The sequence below is a fragment of the Streptomyces sp. NPDC053560 genome, from assembly GCF_044544605.1.
Lineage (GTDB): Bacteria > Actinomycetota > Actinomycetes > Streptomycetales > Streptomycetaceae > Streptomyces.
The window spans coordinates 343,994-361,580 of the sequence record NZ_JBITXI010000007.1; the positions used below are offsets into that span (position 1 = coordinate 343,994).

At 70.5% G+C, this 17,587-nt stretch carries 15 protein-coding genes and 2 tRNA genes; 9 read left to right on the forward strand and 8 right to left on the reverse strand.

The window, feature by feature from the left end; genetic code table 11:
- Positions 1–149: 149 nt before the first annotated feature.
- Positions 150–1,574, reverse strand: coding sequence for an amino acid permease (locus tag ACIGQF_RS19295; RefSeq protein ID WP_399711506.1), 1,425 nt, complete (start codon positions 1,572–1,574; stop codon positions 150–152).
- A 177-nt stretch (positions 1,575–1,751) separates the two neighbouring features.
- On the reverse strand, positions 1,752–3,173 hold the full coding sequence (locus ACIGQF_RS19300; RefSeq protein WP_399711508.1) for an amino acid permease: 1,422 nt from the start codon (positions 3,171–3,173) through the stop codon (positions 1,752–1,754).
- A 279-nt stretch (positions 3,174–3,452) separates the two neighbouring features.
- On the opposite strand from ACIGQF_RS19300, the gene ACIGQF_RS19305 reads away from it, so the two are divergent.
- Positions 3,453–4,052, forward strand: a complete 600-nt coding sequence (locus ACIGQF_RS19305) for a biotin transporter BioY (RefSeq protein ID WP_399711510.1) — start codon at positions 3,453–3,455, stop codon at positions 4,050–4,052.
- An 80-nt stretch (positions 4,053–4,132) separates the two neighbouring features.
- Here ACIGQF_RS19305 and ACIGQF_RS19310 read toward each other — a convergent pair whose 3' ends face one another.
- Positions 4,133–5,548, reverse strand: coding sequence for an amino acid permease (locus ACIGQF_RS19310; RefSeq protein WP_399711512.1), 1,416 nt, complete (start codon positions 5,546–5,548; stop codon positions 4,133–4,135).
- 214 nt (positions 5,549–5,762) lie between these two features.
- On the opposite strand from ACIGQF_RS19310, the gene ACIGQF_RS19315 reads away from it, so the two are divergent.
- Both ACIGQF_RS19315 and ACIGQF_RS19320 read left to right on the forward strand, forming a co-directional pair.
- The gene (locus ACIGQF_RS19315) at positions 5,763–6,251 is read left to right on the forward strand and encodes a ribose-5-phosphate isomerase (protein ID WP_361557701.1); all 489 of its coding nucleotides are present in this window, start codon (positions 5,763–5,765) and stop codon (positions 6,249–6,251) included.
- Between the two features lie 24 nt (positions 6,252–6,275).
- Positions 6,276–7,085, forward strand: coding sequence for an Fpg/Nei family DNA glycosylase (locus tag ACIGQF_RS19320; RefSeq protein WP_399711515.1), 810 nt, complete (start codon positions 6,276–6,278; stop codon positions 7,083–7,085).
- A gap of 117 nt (positions 7,086–7,202) precedes the next feature.
- Here the strand turns inward: ACIGQF_RS19320 and ACIGQF_RS19325 are convergent, their stop codons facing one another.
- A complete protein-coding gene (locus ACIGQF_RS19325; protein ID WP_399711517.1) occupies positions 7,203–8,432 on the reverse strand; it encodes a GNAT family N-acetyltransferase in 1,230 nt (409 codons plus the stop codon).
- 127 nt (positions 8,433–8,559) lie between these two features.
- Between ACIGQF_RS19325 and ACIGQF_RS19330 the strand changes: the two genes are divergently transcribed.
- Positions 8,560–9,702: a PP2C family protein-serine/threonine phosphatase gene (locus tag ACIGQF_RS19330; protein WP_399711519.1), complete on the forward strand. Its 1,143-nt coding sequence runs from the start codon at positions 8,560–8,562 to the stop codon at positions 9,700–9,702.
- A gap of 172 nt (positions 9,703–9,874) precedes the next feature.
- Here the strand turns inward: ACIGQF_RS19330 and ACIGQF_RS19335 are convergent, their stop codons facing one another.
- Positions 9,875–11,062 (reverse strand): cation:proton antiporter, encoded by a 1,188-nt coding sequence (locus tag ACIGQF_RS19335; protein ID WP_399711521.1) that lies wholly within the window; start codon positions 11,060–11,062, stop codon positions 9,875–9,877.
- A 249-nt stretch (positions 11,063–11,311) separates the two neighbouring features.
- Positions 11,312–12,499, reverse strand: a complete 1,188-nt coding sequence (locus ACIGQF_RS19340; RefSeq protein ID WP_399711523.1) for an acyltransferase family protein — start codon at positions 12,497–12,499, stop codon at positions 11,312–11,314.
- Positions 12,500–13,046: 547 nt separating this feature from the next.
- Between ACIGQF_RS19340 and ACIGQF_RS19345 the strand changes: the two genes are divergently transcribed.
- Entirely contained in the window at positions 13,047–13,241 is a 195-nt protein-coding gene (locus ACIGQF_RS19345) for a hypothetical protein (protein WP_361557684.1), read from the forward strand.
- 108 nt (positions 13,242–13,349) lie between these two features.
- Here the strand turns inward: ACIGQF_RS19345 and ACIGQF_RS19350 are convergent, their stop codons facing one another.
- Together ACIGQF_RS19350 and ACIGQF_RS19355 are read right to left on the reverse strand one after the other, a co-directional pair.
- A complete protein-coding gene (locus ACIGQF_RS19350) occupies positions 13,350–13,718 on the reverse strand; it encodes an arsenate reductase family protein (protein ID WP_052866898.1) in 369 nt (122 codons plus the stop codon).
- 86 nt (positions 13,719–13,804) lie between these two features.
- Positions 13,805–13,878 (reverse strand) — tRNA-Gly (locus tag ACIGQF_RS19355).
- Between the two features lie 138 nt (positions 13,879–14,016).
- On the opposite strand from ACIGQF_RS19355, the gene ACIGQF_RS19360 reads away from it, so the two are divergent.
- From ACIGQF_RS19360 to ACIGQF_RS19375, 4 genes are all read left to right on the forward strand, one after another.
- Positions 14,017–14,093, forward strand: a tRNA-Pro gene (locus ACIGQF_RS19360).
- Between the two features lie 243 nt (positions 14,094–14,336).
- Complete coding sequence (tig, locus tag ACIGQF_RS19365) at positions 14,337–15,743, forward strand: trigger factor (RefSeq protein WP_399711526.1); 1,407 nt, start codon at positions 14,337–14,339, stop codon at positions 15,741–15,743.
- 344 nt (positions 15,744–16,087) lie between these two features.
- Complete coding sequence (locus ACIGQF_RS19370; protein ID WP_030614813.1) at positions 16,088–16,690, forward strand: ATP-dependent Clp protease proteolytic subunit; 603 nt, start codon at positions 16,088–16,090, stop codon at positions 16,688–16,690.
- A 66-nt stretch (positions 16,691–16,756) separates the two neighbouring features.
- Positions 16,757–17,449 (forward strand): ATP-dependent Clp protease proteolytic subunit, encoded by a 693-nt coding sequence (locus tag ACIGQF_RS19375; protein ID WP_030614811.1) that lies wholly within the window; start codon positions 16,757–16,759, stop codon positions 17,447–17,449.
- The last annotated feature ends 138 nt before the right edge of the window (positions 17,450–17,587 follow it).

Here is a 17,587-nt window from a genome sequence, read left to right on the forward strand (position 1 = left end):
TTTTTTACTCTATGACCCGCCCCGCGTCCGGGGGGGCGGGGCGGGGCGGGGGGGGGGGGGGGGCGGGCGGCCCCGCGGGGGGGGGGGGGGCGCCCCCCCCCCCCCCCCCCCCCCCCCCCGCCTCGCAGGATCAGGAAAGGGGTCGCGGTTCAGTCGCGGGCGGTCAGCTTCTGCCGCACGAGCCCGATCGCGGTCAGCGCCACCGCGAAGCCGCCCGTGAAGTACAGCTGGATGCGCTGGGCCTCGTCCCGCAGCATCAGCAGCAGCACCACCGCGATGCCGGCCAGCGCCACCCAGGTGAGGAACGGGAACGCCCACATCCGCACGACCAGCCGCTCCGGCGCCTCCCGCTCCAGCCGGCGGCGCATCCGCAGCTGCGCGACGGAGATGAAGCCCCAGACCACCAGGACGGCCGCGCCGACCATGTTCAGCAGCCACTGGAAGACGGTGTCCGGCCACACGATGCTGAGCACCACGGTGAAGAAGCCGAAGACCGAGCAGAGCAGCACCGCGCGCCGCGGCACGCCATTGCTCACCTTGGACAGGAAGCGCGGGCCCTGGCCGCGGGCGGTGAGCGAGTACGCCATCCGGGAGGAGCCGTAGATGTTGGCGTTCATCGCGGAGAGCAGGGCGATCAGGATGACCACGTTCATGATCTGGCCGGCCGCGGGGATCTTCAGGTAGTCCAGCACCGCGACGTACGGGCCGGTCTTGGTGATCTCCGGCGCGCTCCACGGGATGACGGTCACGATGATCGCCATCGAGCCGACGTAGAAGAGGGCGATGCGCCACATCGCGGTACGCACGGCGCTCGCCACGCCGCGCACCGGGTCCTTGGACTCGGCGGCCGCGATGGTCACCGTCTCCAGGCCGCCGTACGCGAAGACCGAGGCGAGCAGGCCGACCATCAGGCCGTCCACGCCCTTGGGCAGGAAGCCGCCGTCGCCGGTGAGGTGCGAGGCGCCGGGCGCGTCCGTGCCGGGCAGCACGCCGAAGATGGCGAGCAGGCCGAGGACCAGGAAGATGCCGATCGCGGCGACCTTGAGGGTGGCGAACCAGAACTCGAACTCACCGAAGTTGCCGACCGCGGCGAGGTTGGTCGCGCAGAAGATCACCATGAAGAGGAGGACCCACATCCACGGCTCGGTGCCGGGGAACCAGCCCACCATGATGTCGGCCGCGCCCAGCGCCTCGGCGGCTACGGCCACGCAGAGCAGGGCGGTGAACATCCAGCCCGCGGTGAAGCCGGCCCAGGGACCGATGGACCGCTCGGCGTGCACGGAGAAGGAGCCGGAGGCCGGGTTGGCCGCGGCCATCTCGCCCAGCATGCGCATGACGAGCATGACCAGGCAGCCGGATATCGCGTACGCGATGACGATGGAGGGGCCGGCCGCGGCGATGCCCGCGCCGGAGCCGACGAAGAGGCCGGCGCCGATCACGCCGCCCAGCGCGATCATCGAAAGGTGGCGCTGCTTGAGCCCGTTGGACAGCGAGGTGCCGTTGTCCGGTCCGGCGCCTGCGGCCCGGTCGGCCGGCTCGCGCTCGGGCGCGGTGGACGAAGGTGTCCGATTCATGGTCGTACCTGTCCCGTAATGTGAGAGCGGAGCTGAGGCGGATCCGATGAGCCCGCTCAGTTTGGGCAAGGTGTCCGCTCAGGACAACACTCGTGCGCTGGTTGTTCGATATTCAGACTGAATCGTGACCGACCGCGCCCGAGGCGTGATCGACAGCGACAGAGGGTGACCGGCGTCTCACCCGCGGCGCCGGTCGCGGAGCTCGCGCCCGCCCGCGACCAGCAGCACCAGCACGGTGGCCCCGGCCGACCACAGCAGCTGCGGACGGGCCCCCGCGTCGAAGAGCATCAGCACGATCACGGCCGCCATGGCGGCCAGCGCCACCCACGTGAGCCAGGGGAATCCCCACATACGGAGGGTGAGCTTCTCGGGCGCCTCGCGCTCGATCCGGCGGCGCAGCCGCAGCTGCGAGACGGCGATCAGGCCCCAGACGAAGAGCAGTACCGCACCCACCGCGTTGAGCAGATACAGGAAGACCGAATCCGGCCACTTGAGATTGAGCAGAACCGAGATGAAGCCGAAGGTGACCGAGGCCAGCACGGCCCGGCGCGGCACCCCGCCGCCCGACACCTTCAGCAGCCCGCGCGGCGCCTCGCCCCGCTCGGCCAGCGAGAACACCATCCGCGAGGAGCCGTAGAGGTTGGCGTTCAGGGCCGACAGCAGCGCCACGAAGACGACCACGTTCATGATCTGGCCCGCGCCCGGCACGCCCAGCCGGTCCAGCACCGCGACGTACGGGCTCTTGCCCGGCTCGATCGAGGACCAGGGCAGCAGCGTGACGATGACCAGCATCGAGCCGACGTAGAAGAGGAGGATCCGCCAGACCGCGCTGCGCACCGCCCGGCCCACCGCGCGCGCCGGGTCGTCGGACTCCGCCGCCGCGATGGTCACGACCTCCAGGCCGCCGAACGCGAACACCACGGCCAGCACCCCGGAGACCACCCCGGACCAGCCGTTGGGCAGGAAGCCGCCGTCGCCGGTCAGATGCGCAAGGCCCACCGGGTCCCCGTCGTACGCGCCGGACCCCGGCAGCACCCCGAAGATCGCCAGCAGGCCCAGGACGAGGAAGAGCACGATCGCCCCGACCTTGAGCGTGGCGAACCAGAACTCGAACTCGCCGAAGTTGCGGACCGCGGCGAGGTTGGCCCCCGTGAAGAACAGCATGAAGATCAGCACCCAGCCCCACTGCGGGACCGCGGGCACCCAGCCGTTGGCGATCTGCGCCGCGCCGGTCGCCTCGACGGCGAGCACGACCACGAGCATGAACCAGTACAGCCAGCCCACGCTGAACCCCGCCCAGCGGCCCAGCGCCCGCTCCGCGTGCACCGAGAACGCGCCCGAGGCGGGCATCGCCGAGGACATCTCGCCCAGCATCCGCATGATCAGCATCGCCAGCGCGCCCGCGATCAGATACGACAGCGCGATGCCCGGACCCGCCACCTTGATGCCGGCGCCGGATCCCACGAACAGGCCCGCGCCGATCACGCCGCCCAGGCCCAGCATGGTCAGGTGGCGCTGCTTCAGTCCGCCGGACAGGGGTTCGCCGCTGTCCGCGCCACCGGTCGGGCCGGTGCCGGAGGTGGGGGGTGCGTCGTGCATGCGCTCGTACTCTCACAGGAGACGTTGGGGGGACCCCACAGTGTCTCCGGCCGGGCCGCACTAGCACAAAATGCCCGCACGATCGGCCCGTCGGTCGTGACGAGCATCACGTGACCTGGAGAAACCGCCGGTCGTCCGGCCCGGACGCGGACGTGCGCCGAGTGCGGAAGCATCCAAAGCCCGGTGTGACGCGTTTGTCGGCGCCGCACGATGATCGCCCGGCCTTGACTGGTCTAAGTTCGATGCGTCCCTGTTCGATTCCCACCCAGCGGAGTTCCGATGAGCCTTGCCGCCGCTTCCGTCCGCCCGGGCGCCGTCCTCGCCGACCTGCTGCCCGCCGTCACCGCCCCGCGCGCCCGCGTCCGCGACGCCGCGCTGGTCGTCGGCGGCGCCGCGCTCACCGGCGTCGCCGCCCAGATCGCCGTACCGGTCCCGGGCTCCCCGGTCCCGGTGACCGGCCAGACCTTCGCCGCGCTGCTCGTCGGTGCCTCGCTCGGCGCGGGCCGCGGTTTCCTCTCCCTCGCCCTGTACGCGCTGGTCGGCATGGCCGGCGTGCCGTGGTTCGCGGGCGCGCAGTCCGGTGCGGGCGGCGCCTCCTTCGGCTACGTGCTCGGCATGCTGCTGGCCGTGACGGCCGTCGGCGCGCTGGCCCGGCGCGGCGGGGACCGCGGGCTGCTGCGGACGGCCGGCACGATGCTGGTCGGCGAGGCCCTGATCTACGCGATCGGCGTGCCGTACCTGGCCCTGTCCACCGGCATGTCGATGGGCGAGGCGGTCGTCGCGGGTCTGGTGCCGTTCCTGATCGGTGACGCGCTGAAGGCGGTACTCGCGATGGGCGCGCTGCCGGCGGCGTGGAAGCTGGCGGGCCGCCGGGGCTGAACCCCGGCCGTACGCGGCGGGCCCCGCACCTCCCTTTTGGAGGTGCGGGGCCCGTGCCGTTCGTGGCGCCGTCCGGCGGCTCAGGCGCGGGACCTGCGGCGGTCGCGGTAGAGACCGATGGCCAGGACCAGCAGGCCGACGAGCACGGACATGATCATCTGCTGGCGGCCCTCCTTGTCGTAGAACATGTAGCCGACGACGAAGAGGATCAGCGTGATCGTGGCGTACGTCAGGTACGGGTACAGCCACATCCGGACGGTCAGCCGCTCCGGCGTCTCCCGCTCGATGGTGCGGCGCATCCGCAGCTGCGAGAAGCAGATGACCAGCCACACGAACAGCGCGACAGCGCCCGAGGAGTTCAGCAGGAACTGGAAGATCGTGTCCTTCGAGGTGTAGCTGAAGATCACCGCGATGAACCCGAAGGCGACCGAGGCCCAGATGGAGACCGCGGGGACGCCGCCCTTGTTGACGCGGGTGAAGGACTTCGGCGCGTCGCCCCGCTCGCCGAGCGAGAAGGCCATGCGGGACGCGGTGTAGAGGCCGGAGTTCAGGCAGGAGAGCACGGCCGTGAGGACGACGACGTCCATGACGGTGCCCGCGTACGGGATGTCCAGCGACTGCAGGACGGCGACGTAGGGGCTGGCCTCTACCGCCTTGTCGTCCCACGGCAGCAGGGAGACGATCACCGCGATGGAGCCCAGGTAGAAGATCGCGATACGCCAGATGACGCTGTTGGTGGCCTTGCGGACGGCCTGTACCGGGTTGGGCGACTCGCTGGCGGCGAGGGTGACGATCTCGCTGCCCATGAACGAGAAGACGACCAGCAGCATGCCGGAGAGGATCGCGCCCGGCCCGTTCGGCAGGAAGCCGCCCTGGCCGGTGAGGTTCGACAGGCCCACGGCCTCGTCGCCCGGCGGCAGTCCGAAGACCGCCAGCGCGCCCGCCACGATGAAGATCACGATCGCGGCGACCTTGATGCCGGCGAACCAGAACTCGAACTCGCCGAAGGAGCCGACGGATATCAGGTTCGTACCGGTCAGCACGATCATCACCAGCAGCGCCCAGGCCCACTGCGGGACGTCCGGGACCCAGTGGGTGAGGATGGCGGCCGCCGCGGTGGCTTCGACGGCCAGCACCACGGACCAGAAGAACCAGTACAGCCAGCCGATGGTGAAGCCGGCCCAGCGGCCCAGCGCGCGGTCCGCGTAGGTGGAGAAGGAGCCGGAGGTGGGGGAGGCGGCGGCCATCTCGCCGAGCATCCGCATCACGAGGACGACCAGCAGGCCGGTCAGCGCGTAGGAGATGAGGATGCCGGGGCCGGCGGCCGCGATGCCGGCACCGGAGCCGACGAAGAGTCCGGCGCCGATCACTCCGCCAATGGCGATCATCGACAGATGGCGGTTCTTGAGTCCTGCCTGCAGGCCCTCCGGCGACCGGCCGTCACCGGGGTCACCGGTGGTCCGCTCGGCGGTCGTGGTCGGCGGGTGCGCGCCCATGTGCACCGTCCTTGTGTGGTTCACGGATGTGTCGAGCCCCTGGATGAGAACGTCCGGGGTGCTCGGAGGGGAAGCCCCGAATCCGTATCGTTAACGACTTCGTGTGTTTGTACGACGAACTCATGTGCGAGACGTAACGCGGGCGTTTCCCCTGGTGTACTCGTAGGGAGACCCAACGGCACTTACCCCCACCCCGCCGTGTCACACTCATCGCATGCGCGTGTACCTCGGCTCCGATCATGCCGGTTTCGAACTGAAGAACCACCTCGTCGAGTGGCTGAAGGCCCATGGCCACGAGCCCGTCGACTGTGGCCCGCACATCTACGACGCCCAGGACGACTACCCGCCCTTCTGCCTCCGGGCCGCGGAGAAGACCGCCGCCGACCCGCAGAGCCTCGGCGTCGTGATCGGCGGCTCGGGCAACGGCGAGCAGATCGCCGCCAACAAGGTGAAGGGCGTACGGGCCGTGCTGGCCTGGAGCGAGGAGACCGCCAAGCTCGGGCGTGAGCACAACAACGCCAACGTGATCTCCGTCGGCGGCCGGATGCACAGCCAGGACGAGGCCACCAAGTTCATCGAGGCCTTCCTCGCCACGCCGTACAGCGACGAGGAGCGGCACACCCGCCGGATCGAGATGCTCTCGGCGTACGAGACCACCGGCGAGCTGCCCCCGATCCCGGCGCACCACCCGCAGCAGGGCTGACCCGCAGGACAGGACTGATCGCAGATGCCCGAGGGGCACACGATCCACCGGCTGGCCGCCGACCACTTCGAGAGGTTCGGCGGCCGGCCTGTGCGCGCGAGCAGCCCGCAGGGCAAGTTCGCCGACGGCGCCGCGCTGGTCGACGGCCAGGTGCTGACGGCCGCCGAGGCGCACGGCAAGCACCTCTTTCTGGGCTTCGACGGCGCCGGCTGGGTCCATGTCCACCTCGGCCTCTTCGGCAAGCTCGGCTTCGGTGCGGCACCGGCGCCGCCGCCCACCGACACGGTGCGGCTGCGGCTGCTGAACGACGGGCACTACGCCGACCTGCGCGGGCCCACCGCCTGCGCGCTGCTCACGGACGCCGACAAGCAGGCGGTGCACGACCGGCTCGGCCCCGACCCGCTGCGCGCGGACGACGACGGGGAGCCGGCCTGGCGGCGGATCTCGCGCAGCCGGACGAGCGTGGCCGCGCTGCTGATGGACCAGAAGGTCATCGCCGGCGTCGGCAATGTCTACCGCGCCGAGGTCCTCTTCCGGCACGGAATCGACCCGTACCGCCTAGGCCGCGATCTGCGGCGTTCGGAATGGGACGCGATCTGGTCGGACCTGGTCGTCCTCATGCGTGAGGGCGTCCGCAACAACCGCATCGACACCGTGCGCCCCGAGCACGAGCCCGAGGCCATGGGCCGGCCGCCGCGCGTGGACGACCACGGCGGCGAGGTGTACGTCTACCGCCGCGCGCAGCAGCCGTGCCATGTCTGCGGGGCAGACATCCGAACGACGGGCCTCGGCGGGCGGAACCTGTTCTGGTGTCCGGGGTGCCAGACGCGCTGACGCGCCCGCCCGTCCGGCTCCCGGGTGCAGGCGCCCTGTACGGGGCTCCGCCCGGGAACCCGGTCCTCAGCCTCCCCCAGCCACCGCTGGGAGGTGCCCCAGGACGGGCTTGATTTGTCAGAATCCGTGCGGCAGCCACGGTGTGATGTCCGAGCCGAAGGCCGCCGAGGCCTCGGCCAGGGCGCCCGGGCGGAGCTCCGTCACGCGGCCCGCCGCCGCCAGCGCGCTCAGCGGGGTGTCCCCGAGGTACACCGCGCCCAGCTCCCGCACGGACAGCGCCAGGTCGGCAGCGTCCGTGGTCCGCTCGCAGGACGCGCCCTTCGCGTCACCGGACAGCCGCCACCGCCCCTCGTTCCACGGACAGAAGGCGTCCCGGACGTCGAGGACGACGTCCACCGGCGCCGCGTACGTACGCCCCGCCAGCGCCGCGCCCACCTCCACCGGACGCAGGAACAGCCCCTCCCGCACCCGCACTCCGCACCGGCGCAGGTCGGACACCATGTGCAGCAGCGGGTCGTCCAGCGGGCGGTTGTGGGAGACCAGGCTGGAGGTCAGGTCGATGGAGAGCAGGTAGCGCCAGAGCGCCGCACGGACGACCGGGTCCAGCGCTTCCATGTCGCGCAGCTGCACCGTGCCCTCCGGGCCGCTCCCGCCCCACTCCGGCTTGACCGCGTACCGCGCGTACCCCCGCACCTCGCCGGCGACCTCCGCCAGCACGCACAGCAGTTCCCCCGAGCCCTCCCGGTCGCCGGGCGGGTCCAGCACCGGCAGTCGCTCCCAGCCCGGCTGCCGGGCGAGCATCCCGGGGCGGCCGGCGACGAGCTGCGCGTACACCCGTTCGCAGTCGGCCACCGCCTCGGCGGGCGGCACGATCCGCAGGCTTACGTCGTCCGTGCCGTCCGGGAGCGTCAGTGCGACCCGTTCCGTCTCGACCTGCAGCGTGGCCTGGCGGGTGGCCACGCCGTATCCGAACCGGCCGTAGATCACCGGTTCGGACGCAGTCAGAATGGCGAGCGGCTCCGCACGGCGGCGTACGTCGTCGAGCTGATGCCGCATCATTTCGGTCAGCAGTCCGCGCCGCCGGTGCGTCGCCTGCACGCTGACCATCGTCACGCCGGCCGCGGGGACCGACGCTCCGCCCGGCACGGTCACCCGGAAGCTGAAAGCCCCGGCCGTGCCCACGACTTCGGTCCCGTCCCACACGCCGAGCGACCGGTCCACCTCGGTGAGGTCCCGGAAGAGCCCGCGCTCCTCGGAGGACTCGGGAACCCCGCCGAACGCCCGCTCCAACTTGGCGTACCAGCCGTCCCACTCGGCTGCCCGCAATGTCCGTACCTGTGTCGTCATACGTCATGCGTAGCAGGCTCCGGCTCGCGGACGCGACTGGATTTCGAACACGTTTTCCCGGCAATTGCCGCGGGCGGCGTGCCGCGAATCGACGCGCCGCCAAAGGGGTGGATATGGTCACGGGCAAATGGCGAGCGGCGCGGCAGCGGAGACCCTGACGGCCCGGGTGCGCAAGGCGATGCACCGGGTTCGCATCGGCGTGCGCAAGGCCATGGTCGACTACTTCCGCGGCGACGGCTCCGACTGGGTCGCGCTGGTGGCCCTGCTGATCTCCGTGCCGCTCCTCGCGGCCTGCACGATCTGGCGCCCCGACTGGTTCGCGCCCACCGCCCTGGTCCTCCCGATCGTCGCGGGCGGCCTGCTGCTCCGCCCCTCCAGCCTGCTGGCCCTGTACGGCACCGCGGCGGTGGCGCTGATCGTGGAGGCCGCGGCGCTCGGCCCGTACGAGCGGGGCCCGGACCGGATCACGCCCGGCACGGTCCTGGTGGTCGCGGCGGTGGGCCTCTTCGGGCTGCTGATCGCGCAGTTCCGCAGCCGGGTGGGCGTGCCGTGGCGGCGCGGCGGCACGATGCTCTTCGACCTGCGCGAGCGCATCAGGGTCCAGAGCGCGCTGCCGCAGCTGCCGCGCGGCTGGCACCGCGAGATGTCGCTGCGGCCGGCCGGCGGCCAGTCCTTCTCCGGCGACTTCGTCGTCGCCTCGCGCACCCACGGCGGCCACATCCTGGAGGTCGTCCTCACCGACGTCTCCGGCAAGGGCATGGACGCCGCCTCCCGGGCGCTGCTGCTGTCGGGCGCGTTCGGCGGTCTGCTCGGCTCGCTGCCGCCGCACGGCTTCCTGCCGGCGGCCAACGGCTATCTGCTCCGCCAGGACTGGAGCGAGGGCTTCGCGACCGCCATCCACCTCGTACTGGACCTGGAGTCCGGGGACTACGAACTGTTCTCCGCGGGGCATCCGCCCGCCCTCCAGCTGAGCGCGGGCAGCGGCCGCTGGGAGGAGAAGGCGGCGGAGGGGCCGCTGCTGGGCATCATGGACGGCGTCCAGTTCGACCCGATCAAGGGCACGCTGCGCCCGGGTGACGTGCTGATGCTCTTCACCGACGGGCTGGTCGAGGCCTCCGACCGGGACATCGCCGAGGGCATCGACCGCCTCACCGGTGAGGCCGACCGCTATGTGACCGCCGGCTTCACCGGTGCCGCCTGGCATCTGATCGAGGCGGTCGCCAAGGACGTGCACGACGACCGCGCGCTGCTCCTGATCAGCCGGGACTGACCGCCCGCGCCGCGCTTTCCGGCGCGGCGGGCCCGGGGGCCGGCGCGGGCCCGGATACCCGACCCGGGAACGGCGCGGGCGTGCGTGCGCCCGGCTGCCCGATCCGTGAACGCCGGATGCCCGGCCAGGGAACGGCGCGGACCCGGACGAGCCCGCGCCTGTGCCGGGCGACCTACCCGGCCGCCACCGGCTCGGCCTCCGCCGGTTTCTCCGTACGCGGTGCCGCGCGCCCCGGCAGGATCCGTGCCAGCCAGCCGGCGCGCCCCGCCGCCAGCGGGCCCAGTACCGCGAGGATCAGGACGTACCCGGCGATGAACGGCGACAGCCGGTCGTCCAGGCCGGCCGTCGCGGCCATCGTCGCGAGGATCAGCGCGAACTCGCCGCGGGCCAGCAGCGAGGTCGCGATGTTGGCCGCGGGCCGCGTCCCGAAGCGGTAGATGCGGGCGGCGACGAGCCCGGCGAGGACGTTCATCAGCAGGGTCACCGCCACCGCGATCAGCACCGGCCAGAGCACGGTGGGCAGGTCGCCCGGGTCGATGGACAGGCCGAAGGCGAAGAAGAAGATCGCGCCGAAGGCGTCCCGCAGCGGATGCACCAGCTCGCGTATGCGCTCGCCGGAGCTGGTGCTGCCGAGCATCAGGCCGACCATGAACGCGCCGATCGCGTCGGCGACCCCGAACACCTCCGAGATGCCCGCCACCAGTACGGCGGCGCCGAGGAAGGAGATCACGAGGAGTTCGTTGTCGCGGGTGGCGATCAGCCGGCCGACCAGCTTGGTGCCCCAGCGGGCTGCCGCGGCGAGCAGCAGCAGGAAGCCGAAGGCCTTGCCGGCGTCGACCGCGGCGGAGGCCATCGAGTCGGCACCGGAGATCACCGGCTGCAGGGCGGCCAGGTAGAGGGCGAGGAAGATGTCCTCGACCACGATGATGCCGAGGATCGGCCGGGTCTCGGGATTGCCGAGCCGGCCCAGGTCCACCAGGACCTTGGTGACGATGGCCGAGGACGAGATGCCGAGCACACCGGCCAGCACCAGCGCCTCCGAGGTGCCCCAGCCCAGCGCGAAGCCGAAGCCGAGGCCCGCGCCGACGTTCAGCGCGAGGTACGCGCCGCCGGCCAGCGCCATCTTGCGGCCGCCGGTCTTGAGGTCGTCCATGTGGAATTCGAGGCCCAGGTAGAAGAGCAGCAGTACCAGGCCGAGCAGCGAGAGCATCTCCAGATCGTGCGGATCGGAGACGAGGACGTAACCGGGGGTGTTCGGGCCGAGCAGGATGCCGGCCAGGATGAAGAGGGGAATGGTCGGCAGGCCGATGCGGCCGCCGAGGCGGGCGAGGACGGCGGCGGCCAGGAAGGCACCGCCCATGGCGAGAAGGGTCTCCGCGTGTCCGATGGCTCCTCCAGGGTTCGGGTGGGGCTCGGGCAAGAGTCAAGGGATGGTCAAAAGAACGTATGTAATTAGTTTACCAAACGATCTCTGGAGGGGTCCCGACCTGCTCCGCCGGGGCTTCCCGCGGGCGCCGGAAACGCGAAAGGCGCGGGGCGGCATCACTGCCGCTCCCGCGCCCTGACGGTCCGCACCCGGGCGGGACGCTCCCTGCCCGCCGGGTGCCGGCTACGCCGCCGTGCCGCGCGCCCGCGCCGTGTCGGCCGGGTCCCGCTTGAACGCCCAGTTCATCTTCGGCTCCATCGCCCAGCGGAAGGCCCGCTGCACCGGTGGTGTGCACAGCGCGGTGACCACCACGGCCGCGATCACCGTCACCGCGATCTCACCCAGCGGCGTGTGCAGCCACTGGTAGTCGTCGAACCAGCCCCAGAAGCGCGAGCCCTTCGCCAGGAAGCCGTGCAGCAGGTAGCCGTACAGCGTGCCCGCGCCCAGCACCGTGAACCACGTACGCCGCTTCGGCACCCACGCGAAGAAGCAGGTCACCAGCACCGCCGAGCAGCCGAACATGGCCAGCGTCATGACCAGCCCGGACCACCACGGCGCGCCCAGCTCCTGCGCGCTGTCGCGGTGGTAGAACCACGCCGACGTCATCCGGGGCGCCGCCCAGTACGCCGTCACCACCGCGGCGGCGAAGATCGGGAGCGAGGCCCACTTCACTGCCCGGCGCTGCGCCCACTGGAAGTGCTCGGGCTTCATGAAGAGCCCGATGACGAAGAACGGCAGGAACTGCAGGACCCGCTGGAGGTCCAGGTCGTCCCCGATGTCCGGCGAGATCGAGGCCAGCATCGCGATGGCCAGGGCCAGCGGGACGGGCCAGCGCACGATCTTCCACAGCGGCGTGGTCAGCCGCCAGACGAACAGCGCGACCAGGAACCAGGTCAGGAACCACGGGTCCAGCAGGCTGATCGGGTGGCCCGGGTCGTCGTCGGCCCAGCGCTTGAAGAGGCTGTACGCCACCTCGAAGAGCACGTACGGCACGGCGACGCCCGTGATCAGCCGCTGGAGCCGGTCCTTGCGCATGTCGAAGCTGCGCGAGAAGTAGCCGGAGACGATGATGAACGCCGGCATGTGGAAGGTGTAGACGACCATGTAGAGCGCCTCGGCGGCACGGCTGCCGTCGGTCAGGGGCTCCCAGACGTGGCCCATGGCCACGAGCACGATCGCCAGGTACTTCGCGTTGTCGAAGAAGGGATCGCGTTCCTTCTTCTTCGGCTTCTCCGGCGCGGCCGGTGCGGACTCCGTCAGGACGGAGCCGGCCGGCGCCGCGGGGGAGCCCGGTGGCTTCTCTGCAGGCGCGGCTGCGGCGGGCGTTTCCTTGGCCGGGGGGAGCGGACTTCGCTGGTCGCCGTGGAACATCTGAGGCACCTTAGTGGGGGACCGGAGATTGCGTAAAACCGTCTTCTTGGCGCTCGGGTATTTCTGCTGCTACCCGCGGAGATCGCAGGCAGGCGGGAAGATCCGGCCGTTCTCCGGCCGGGCCCATTCATGCCCGTTCTGTGGGGGAACATCCCGCTTTAGCGGTCCATATGCCTCGGGGGCGGCCCGGAGGGAATGTCCCGCTGTGTGACGTTCCGCTCGCGTGGCGCTTCTCACGGGAACGGCTTTCCGGAATTCGAATTACCGCGCGTGAAGTGGGTATACCCGTCGCACCCGGTGCCGGCCGACGGAAATGATCAGGCCGAATCGGCGGCCGGAACCGCCTCGTTCAATTACTTGGCGCGGGCCGGCGGGCAGAGCTGTCCGGAAGACGTGGCCGCCCCGAAGTGCGTAAAGCCTTGGCCGATGATTCGTCACTCATCTCCACCGGGAAGACAGTTGGTGGCACGATGGGTGCCGGCGGGGGTATGCACGGCTGCATGCTTCCAGGGCCGGTGTGGCGTTCCGACCAAGGGTGTGATCAGTTGTGGAACTTTCCCTGTCTGTGGTGGTGCTGTTGGCGATCATTCTGATCGTGCTGCTCCGCAACAAGTCGCTGAAGTGGGGGCCCGCGCTCGTCGCCGTTCTCTTCGGCTTCTTCCTCGCGGCCACCGGCATAGCCCCGTCCGTGAACCGTTTCTTCGCCTCAGTCGCTGACACCATCAACAACATCAGCTTCTGACGGGCGCGAACCGCTTTCGATCAGCGGACGAACCGCTTTCGAGCAGCGCGAACAAGGCACCGGACCGGCTCCCCGCGGCCCGGCGCCGCTCGTTTCACCGCCCGCGCCTCACTTCCGGCCGCGGGCCAGCGCGTCCCGTACGGACTCCTCGCTGCGGCCCACCACGGCACTGCCGTCGTCCGCGGTGATGATCGGCCGCTGGATCAGCTTCGGGTGCGCGGCCAGCGCCTCGATCCAGCGTTCCCGGGCGTCCGCCGTCCGCTCCCAGTCCTTCAGGCCCAGCTCCTTCGCCGCGGCCTCCTGGGTGCGCGTGATGTCCCACGGCTCCAGCCCCAGGCGGTCCAGCACCGCCCGCAGCTCCGCCGCGCTCGGCGGGTCCTCCAGATAGCGGCGCACGGTGTACTGCGCGCCCTCCTCGTCCAGCAGCTGCACAGCGGACCGGCACTTCGAACACGCGGGGTTCACCCAGATCTCCATGCCCGCACCCTAGCCAGCAGGCACGTACCCCGGGATACGCAGAAGGCCCGGCCGCGCCGTCCTGCGCGCGACCGGGCCTCCTGTCGTGGAGCGGGCGACGGGAATCGAACCCGCGTAGCTAGTTTGGAAGACTAGGGCTCTACCATTGAGCTACGCCCGCATGCGCCGGGGACCGTGGAGCGGCTCCGGCACGGTGAGCATCGTAGCGGGTCCGGGCCGTCCGCCGCACACCCCACTCGCCCCTCGGATATCTGGCAGCCGCATGGCCTGCGGGCATGTACCCTACGTGTCGCACCGACGGGGTGTGGCGCAGCTTGGTAGCGCGTCCGCTTTGGGAGCGGAAGGTCGTCGGTTCGAATCCGGCCACCCCGACCATCATGTGGCTTTCAGCCATCCCCATGATCGCATCAACCACCGCCCGGCCTGCGCGGACGGGTGTTGTCAAGATCGCATTGTGGGGCGCGTCGTGCTTGCGGTTACTATGCAAGCTGCGCGTCCGTGTGCCTCTTTTTCGGGTCTCCCGGGCGCGATCCGCCGGGCCCGATACGCCGCGAGCGTCTCGAAGGCCGGGGGATCTTCCAGCAGAACCCCAGAAGTCAGCCCCAAGGAGACCGAACCGTGAAGAGCGCCGTGGAGACCCTGAACCCGACCCGGGTTCGGCTCACTGTCGAGGTGCCCTTCGAGGAGCTCAAGCCCAGCCTCGACGCGGCGTACAAGAAGATCAACCAGCAGGTCACGGTGAAGGGCTTCCGCCAGGGCAAGATCCCGGCCCGCGTGATCGACCAGCGGTTCGGCCGCGGTGCGGTGCTGGAGGAGGCCGTCAACGACGCGCTCCCGAAGTTCTACACCGAGGCGGTCAACGAGGGTGAGCTCAACGTCCTCGGCCAGCCCGAGGTCGACATCACCGAGCTGAAGGACGGCGAGCTGCTGGCCTTCACCGCCGAGGTGGACATCCGCCCCGCCCTGGAGATCCCGGACTACTCCGGTATCGAGGTCGAGGTCGACGCCGTCGAGGTGTCGGACGAGGACGTCGACAAGGCGGTCGAGCAGCTCCGTGAGCGCTTCGCCTCCACCTCCGCCGTCGAGCGCGCCGCCGCCGAGGGCGACGTCGTGACGATCGACCTGCAGGCCAAGGTCGACGGCGAGGTCCTGGAGGACGGCGTCGCCGAGGGCGTCAGCTACACCATCGGCTCGGGCGAGCTGCTCGACGGCATCGACGACGCCGTCAAGGGCCTGGAGGCCGGTGGCGAGGCCACCTTCACCTCCGAGCTCAAGGGCGGCTCCGCCGCGGGCAAGGAGGCCGAGGTCTCGGTCAAGGTGACCGAGGTCAAGGCCAAGGAACTGCCCGCGCTGGACGATGACTTCGCGCAGCTGGCCAGCGAGTTCGACACGCTCGACGAGCTCAAGGACGACAGCCGCAAGCGCCTTGCGCAGACGAAGAAGTACGACCAGGCCACCCAGGCCCAGGAGAAGGTCCTCGAGGAGCTGCTGAAGCTCGTCGAGGTCCCGATCCCCGAGAAGCTGCTCGCGGACGAGATCGAGACCCGCAAGCACAACCTCGTGAACCACCAGCTCGGCCAGATGGGCCTCGACCTCGCCAAGTACCTGGAGTTCCAGGGCAAGACCGAGGAAGAGTTCGACGCCGAGACCAAGGAGCAGGCCGAGAAGGGCATCCGTACCCAGTTCGTCCTCGACGAGCTGGTCAACAAGGAGAAGCTGAACGTCAGCCAGGAGGAGCTCACCGAGCACCTCATGCGCCGCGCGCAGTCCTCCGGCATGTCCCCCGACCAGTTCGCGCAGGCCGTCGTCGAGGGTGGCCAGGTGCCGATGCTCGTCGGCGAGGTCGCCCGCGGCAAGGCCCTCGCGGTCGTCGTCGAGGCCGCCACCGTCAAGGACACCAACGGTGAGGTCGTCGACCTGGACGACGAGGACGAGACCGCCGAGACCGTCGAGGCCGTGGAGAACGCCACCGCCGAGGCCGCCGAGGCCAAGGACGAGCAGGCCGAGGACGAGACCAAGGCCTGAGTCCGCCGCCCGGCCCGCCAGGGCCGGGACCGCGGCCGCACCAGGCCGCACAGCACGCTGACGACGGGCCCGGACACGCACCCGCGTGTCCGGGCCCGTCGTGTATCCGCGCTTCCCGCCGGCCCCGGGAGCGCCCCGGGCACCTGCGCTCAGAGCGAACAGTTCTCAATGCGGGATGGCGCCCGCCGACCAGCGCGTTAGGGTCCGTAGATACGTGGGCAGGGGACTTTCCGACACCGCGCCGGGGGCGCCGACGAGGCGCCGGGTCCCGCGCCCCAGAAGACGACGCTGAGACGGTCCTCGAAGCCGTCCGACAACGAGCAGGTGGACACGTGACGATCCCGATGCCTTCCGCCGCCGCTGAGCCGACCTTCGGTGGCCTCGGCGACCAGGTCTACAACCGGCTGCTCGGCGAGCGGATCATCTTCCTCGGCCAGCCGGTCGACGACGACATCGCCAACAAGATCACCGCGCAGCTGCTCCTCCTGGCCGCGGAGCCGGACAAGGACATCTTCCTCTACATCAACTCTCCCGGTGGCTCGATCACGGCCGGCATGGCGATCTACGACACCATGCAGTACATCAAGAACGACGTGGTCACCATCGCCATGGGCCTGGCCGCCTCCATGGGCCAGTTCCTGCTGAGCGCCGGCACCCCCGGCAAGCGCTTCGCGCTGCCGAACGCCGAGATCCTGATCCACCAGCCCTCCGCGGGCCTGGCGGGCTCCGCGTCGGACATCAAGATCCACGCCGAGCGGCTGCTGCACACCAAGAAGCGGATGGCGGAGCTGACCGCCTTCCACACCGGCCAGACCGTCGAGCAGATCACCCGCGACTCCGACCGCGACCGCTGGTTCTCCGCCGACGAGGCCAAGGAGTACGGCCTCATCGACGACGTCATGGGCTCCGCCGCCGGCGTCCCGGGCGGGGGCGGCACCGGCGCCTGACGCGCCGGAGACTCACCCCCAGCCGACCCAGCCCACTTGATCGCCACCAGGACGGTGAACACCCAGATGAACAACTTCCCCGGCAGCGGCCTGTACGAGCGGACGATGTCCGAGTCCGCGGGCCAGTCGCAGTACACCGGCCCGCAGGCCGAGTCGCGTTACATCGTTCCGCGCTTCGTGGAGCGCACCTCGCAGGGCGTGCGCGAGTACGACCCGTACGCGAAGCTCTTCGAGGAGCGCGTGATCTTCCTCGGCGTGCAGATCGACGACGCCTCGGCCAACGACGTCATGGCGCAGCTGCTGTGCCTGGAGTCGATGGACCCCGACCGCGACATCTCCATCTACATCAACTCGCCCGGCGGCTCCTTCACGGCGCTCACCGCGATCTACGACACGATGCAGTTCGTGAAGCCGGACATCCAGACGGTCTGCATGGGCCAGGCGGCCTCCGCCGCGGCCGTGCTGCTCGCCGCCGGCACCCCCGGCAAGCGGATGGCGCTGCCCAACGCCCGCGTGCTGATCCACCAGCCGTACAGCGAGACGGGCCGCGGTCAGGTCTCCGACCTGGAGATCGCCGCCAACGAGATCCTGCGCATGCGGACCCAGCTGGAGGAGCTGCTCGCCAAGCACTCCACCACGCCGATCGAGAAGATCCGCGACGACATCGAGCGCGACAAGATCCTGACGGCCGAGGAGTCCCTCGCGTACGGTCTTGTGGACCAGATCGTGTCGACCCGGAAGAGTTCCGTTTCCGTTTGACCGGTCGATTGATCGCGCTGGTCGCGACTTGAGCCGGAGTGGCTCCCCCTTGGACCGAGTCGGCCGAGTCGGTTCAAGGGGGGCCCGCAGCGGGGGCCCGGCAAGGTACCGTCGATTAGGCAAGCACCCGGGTCCGTA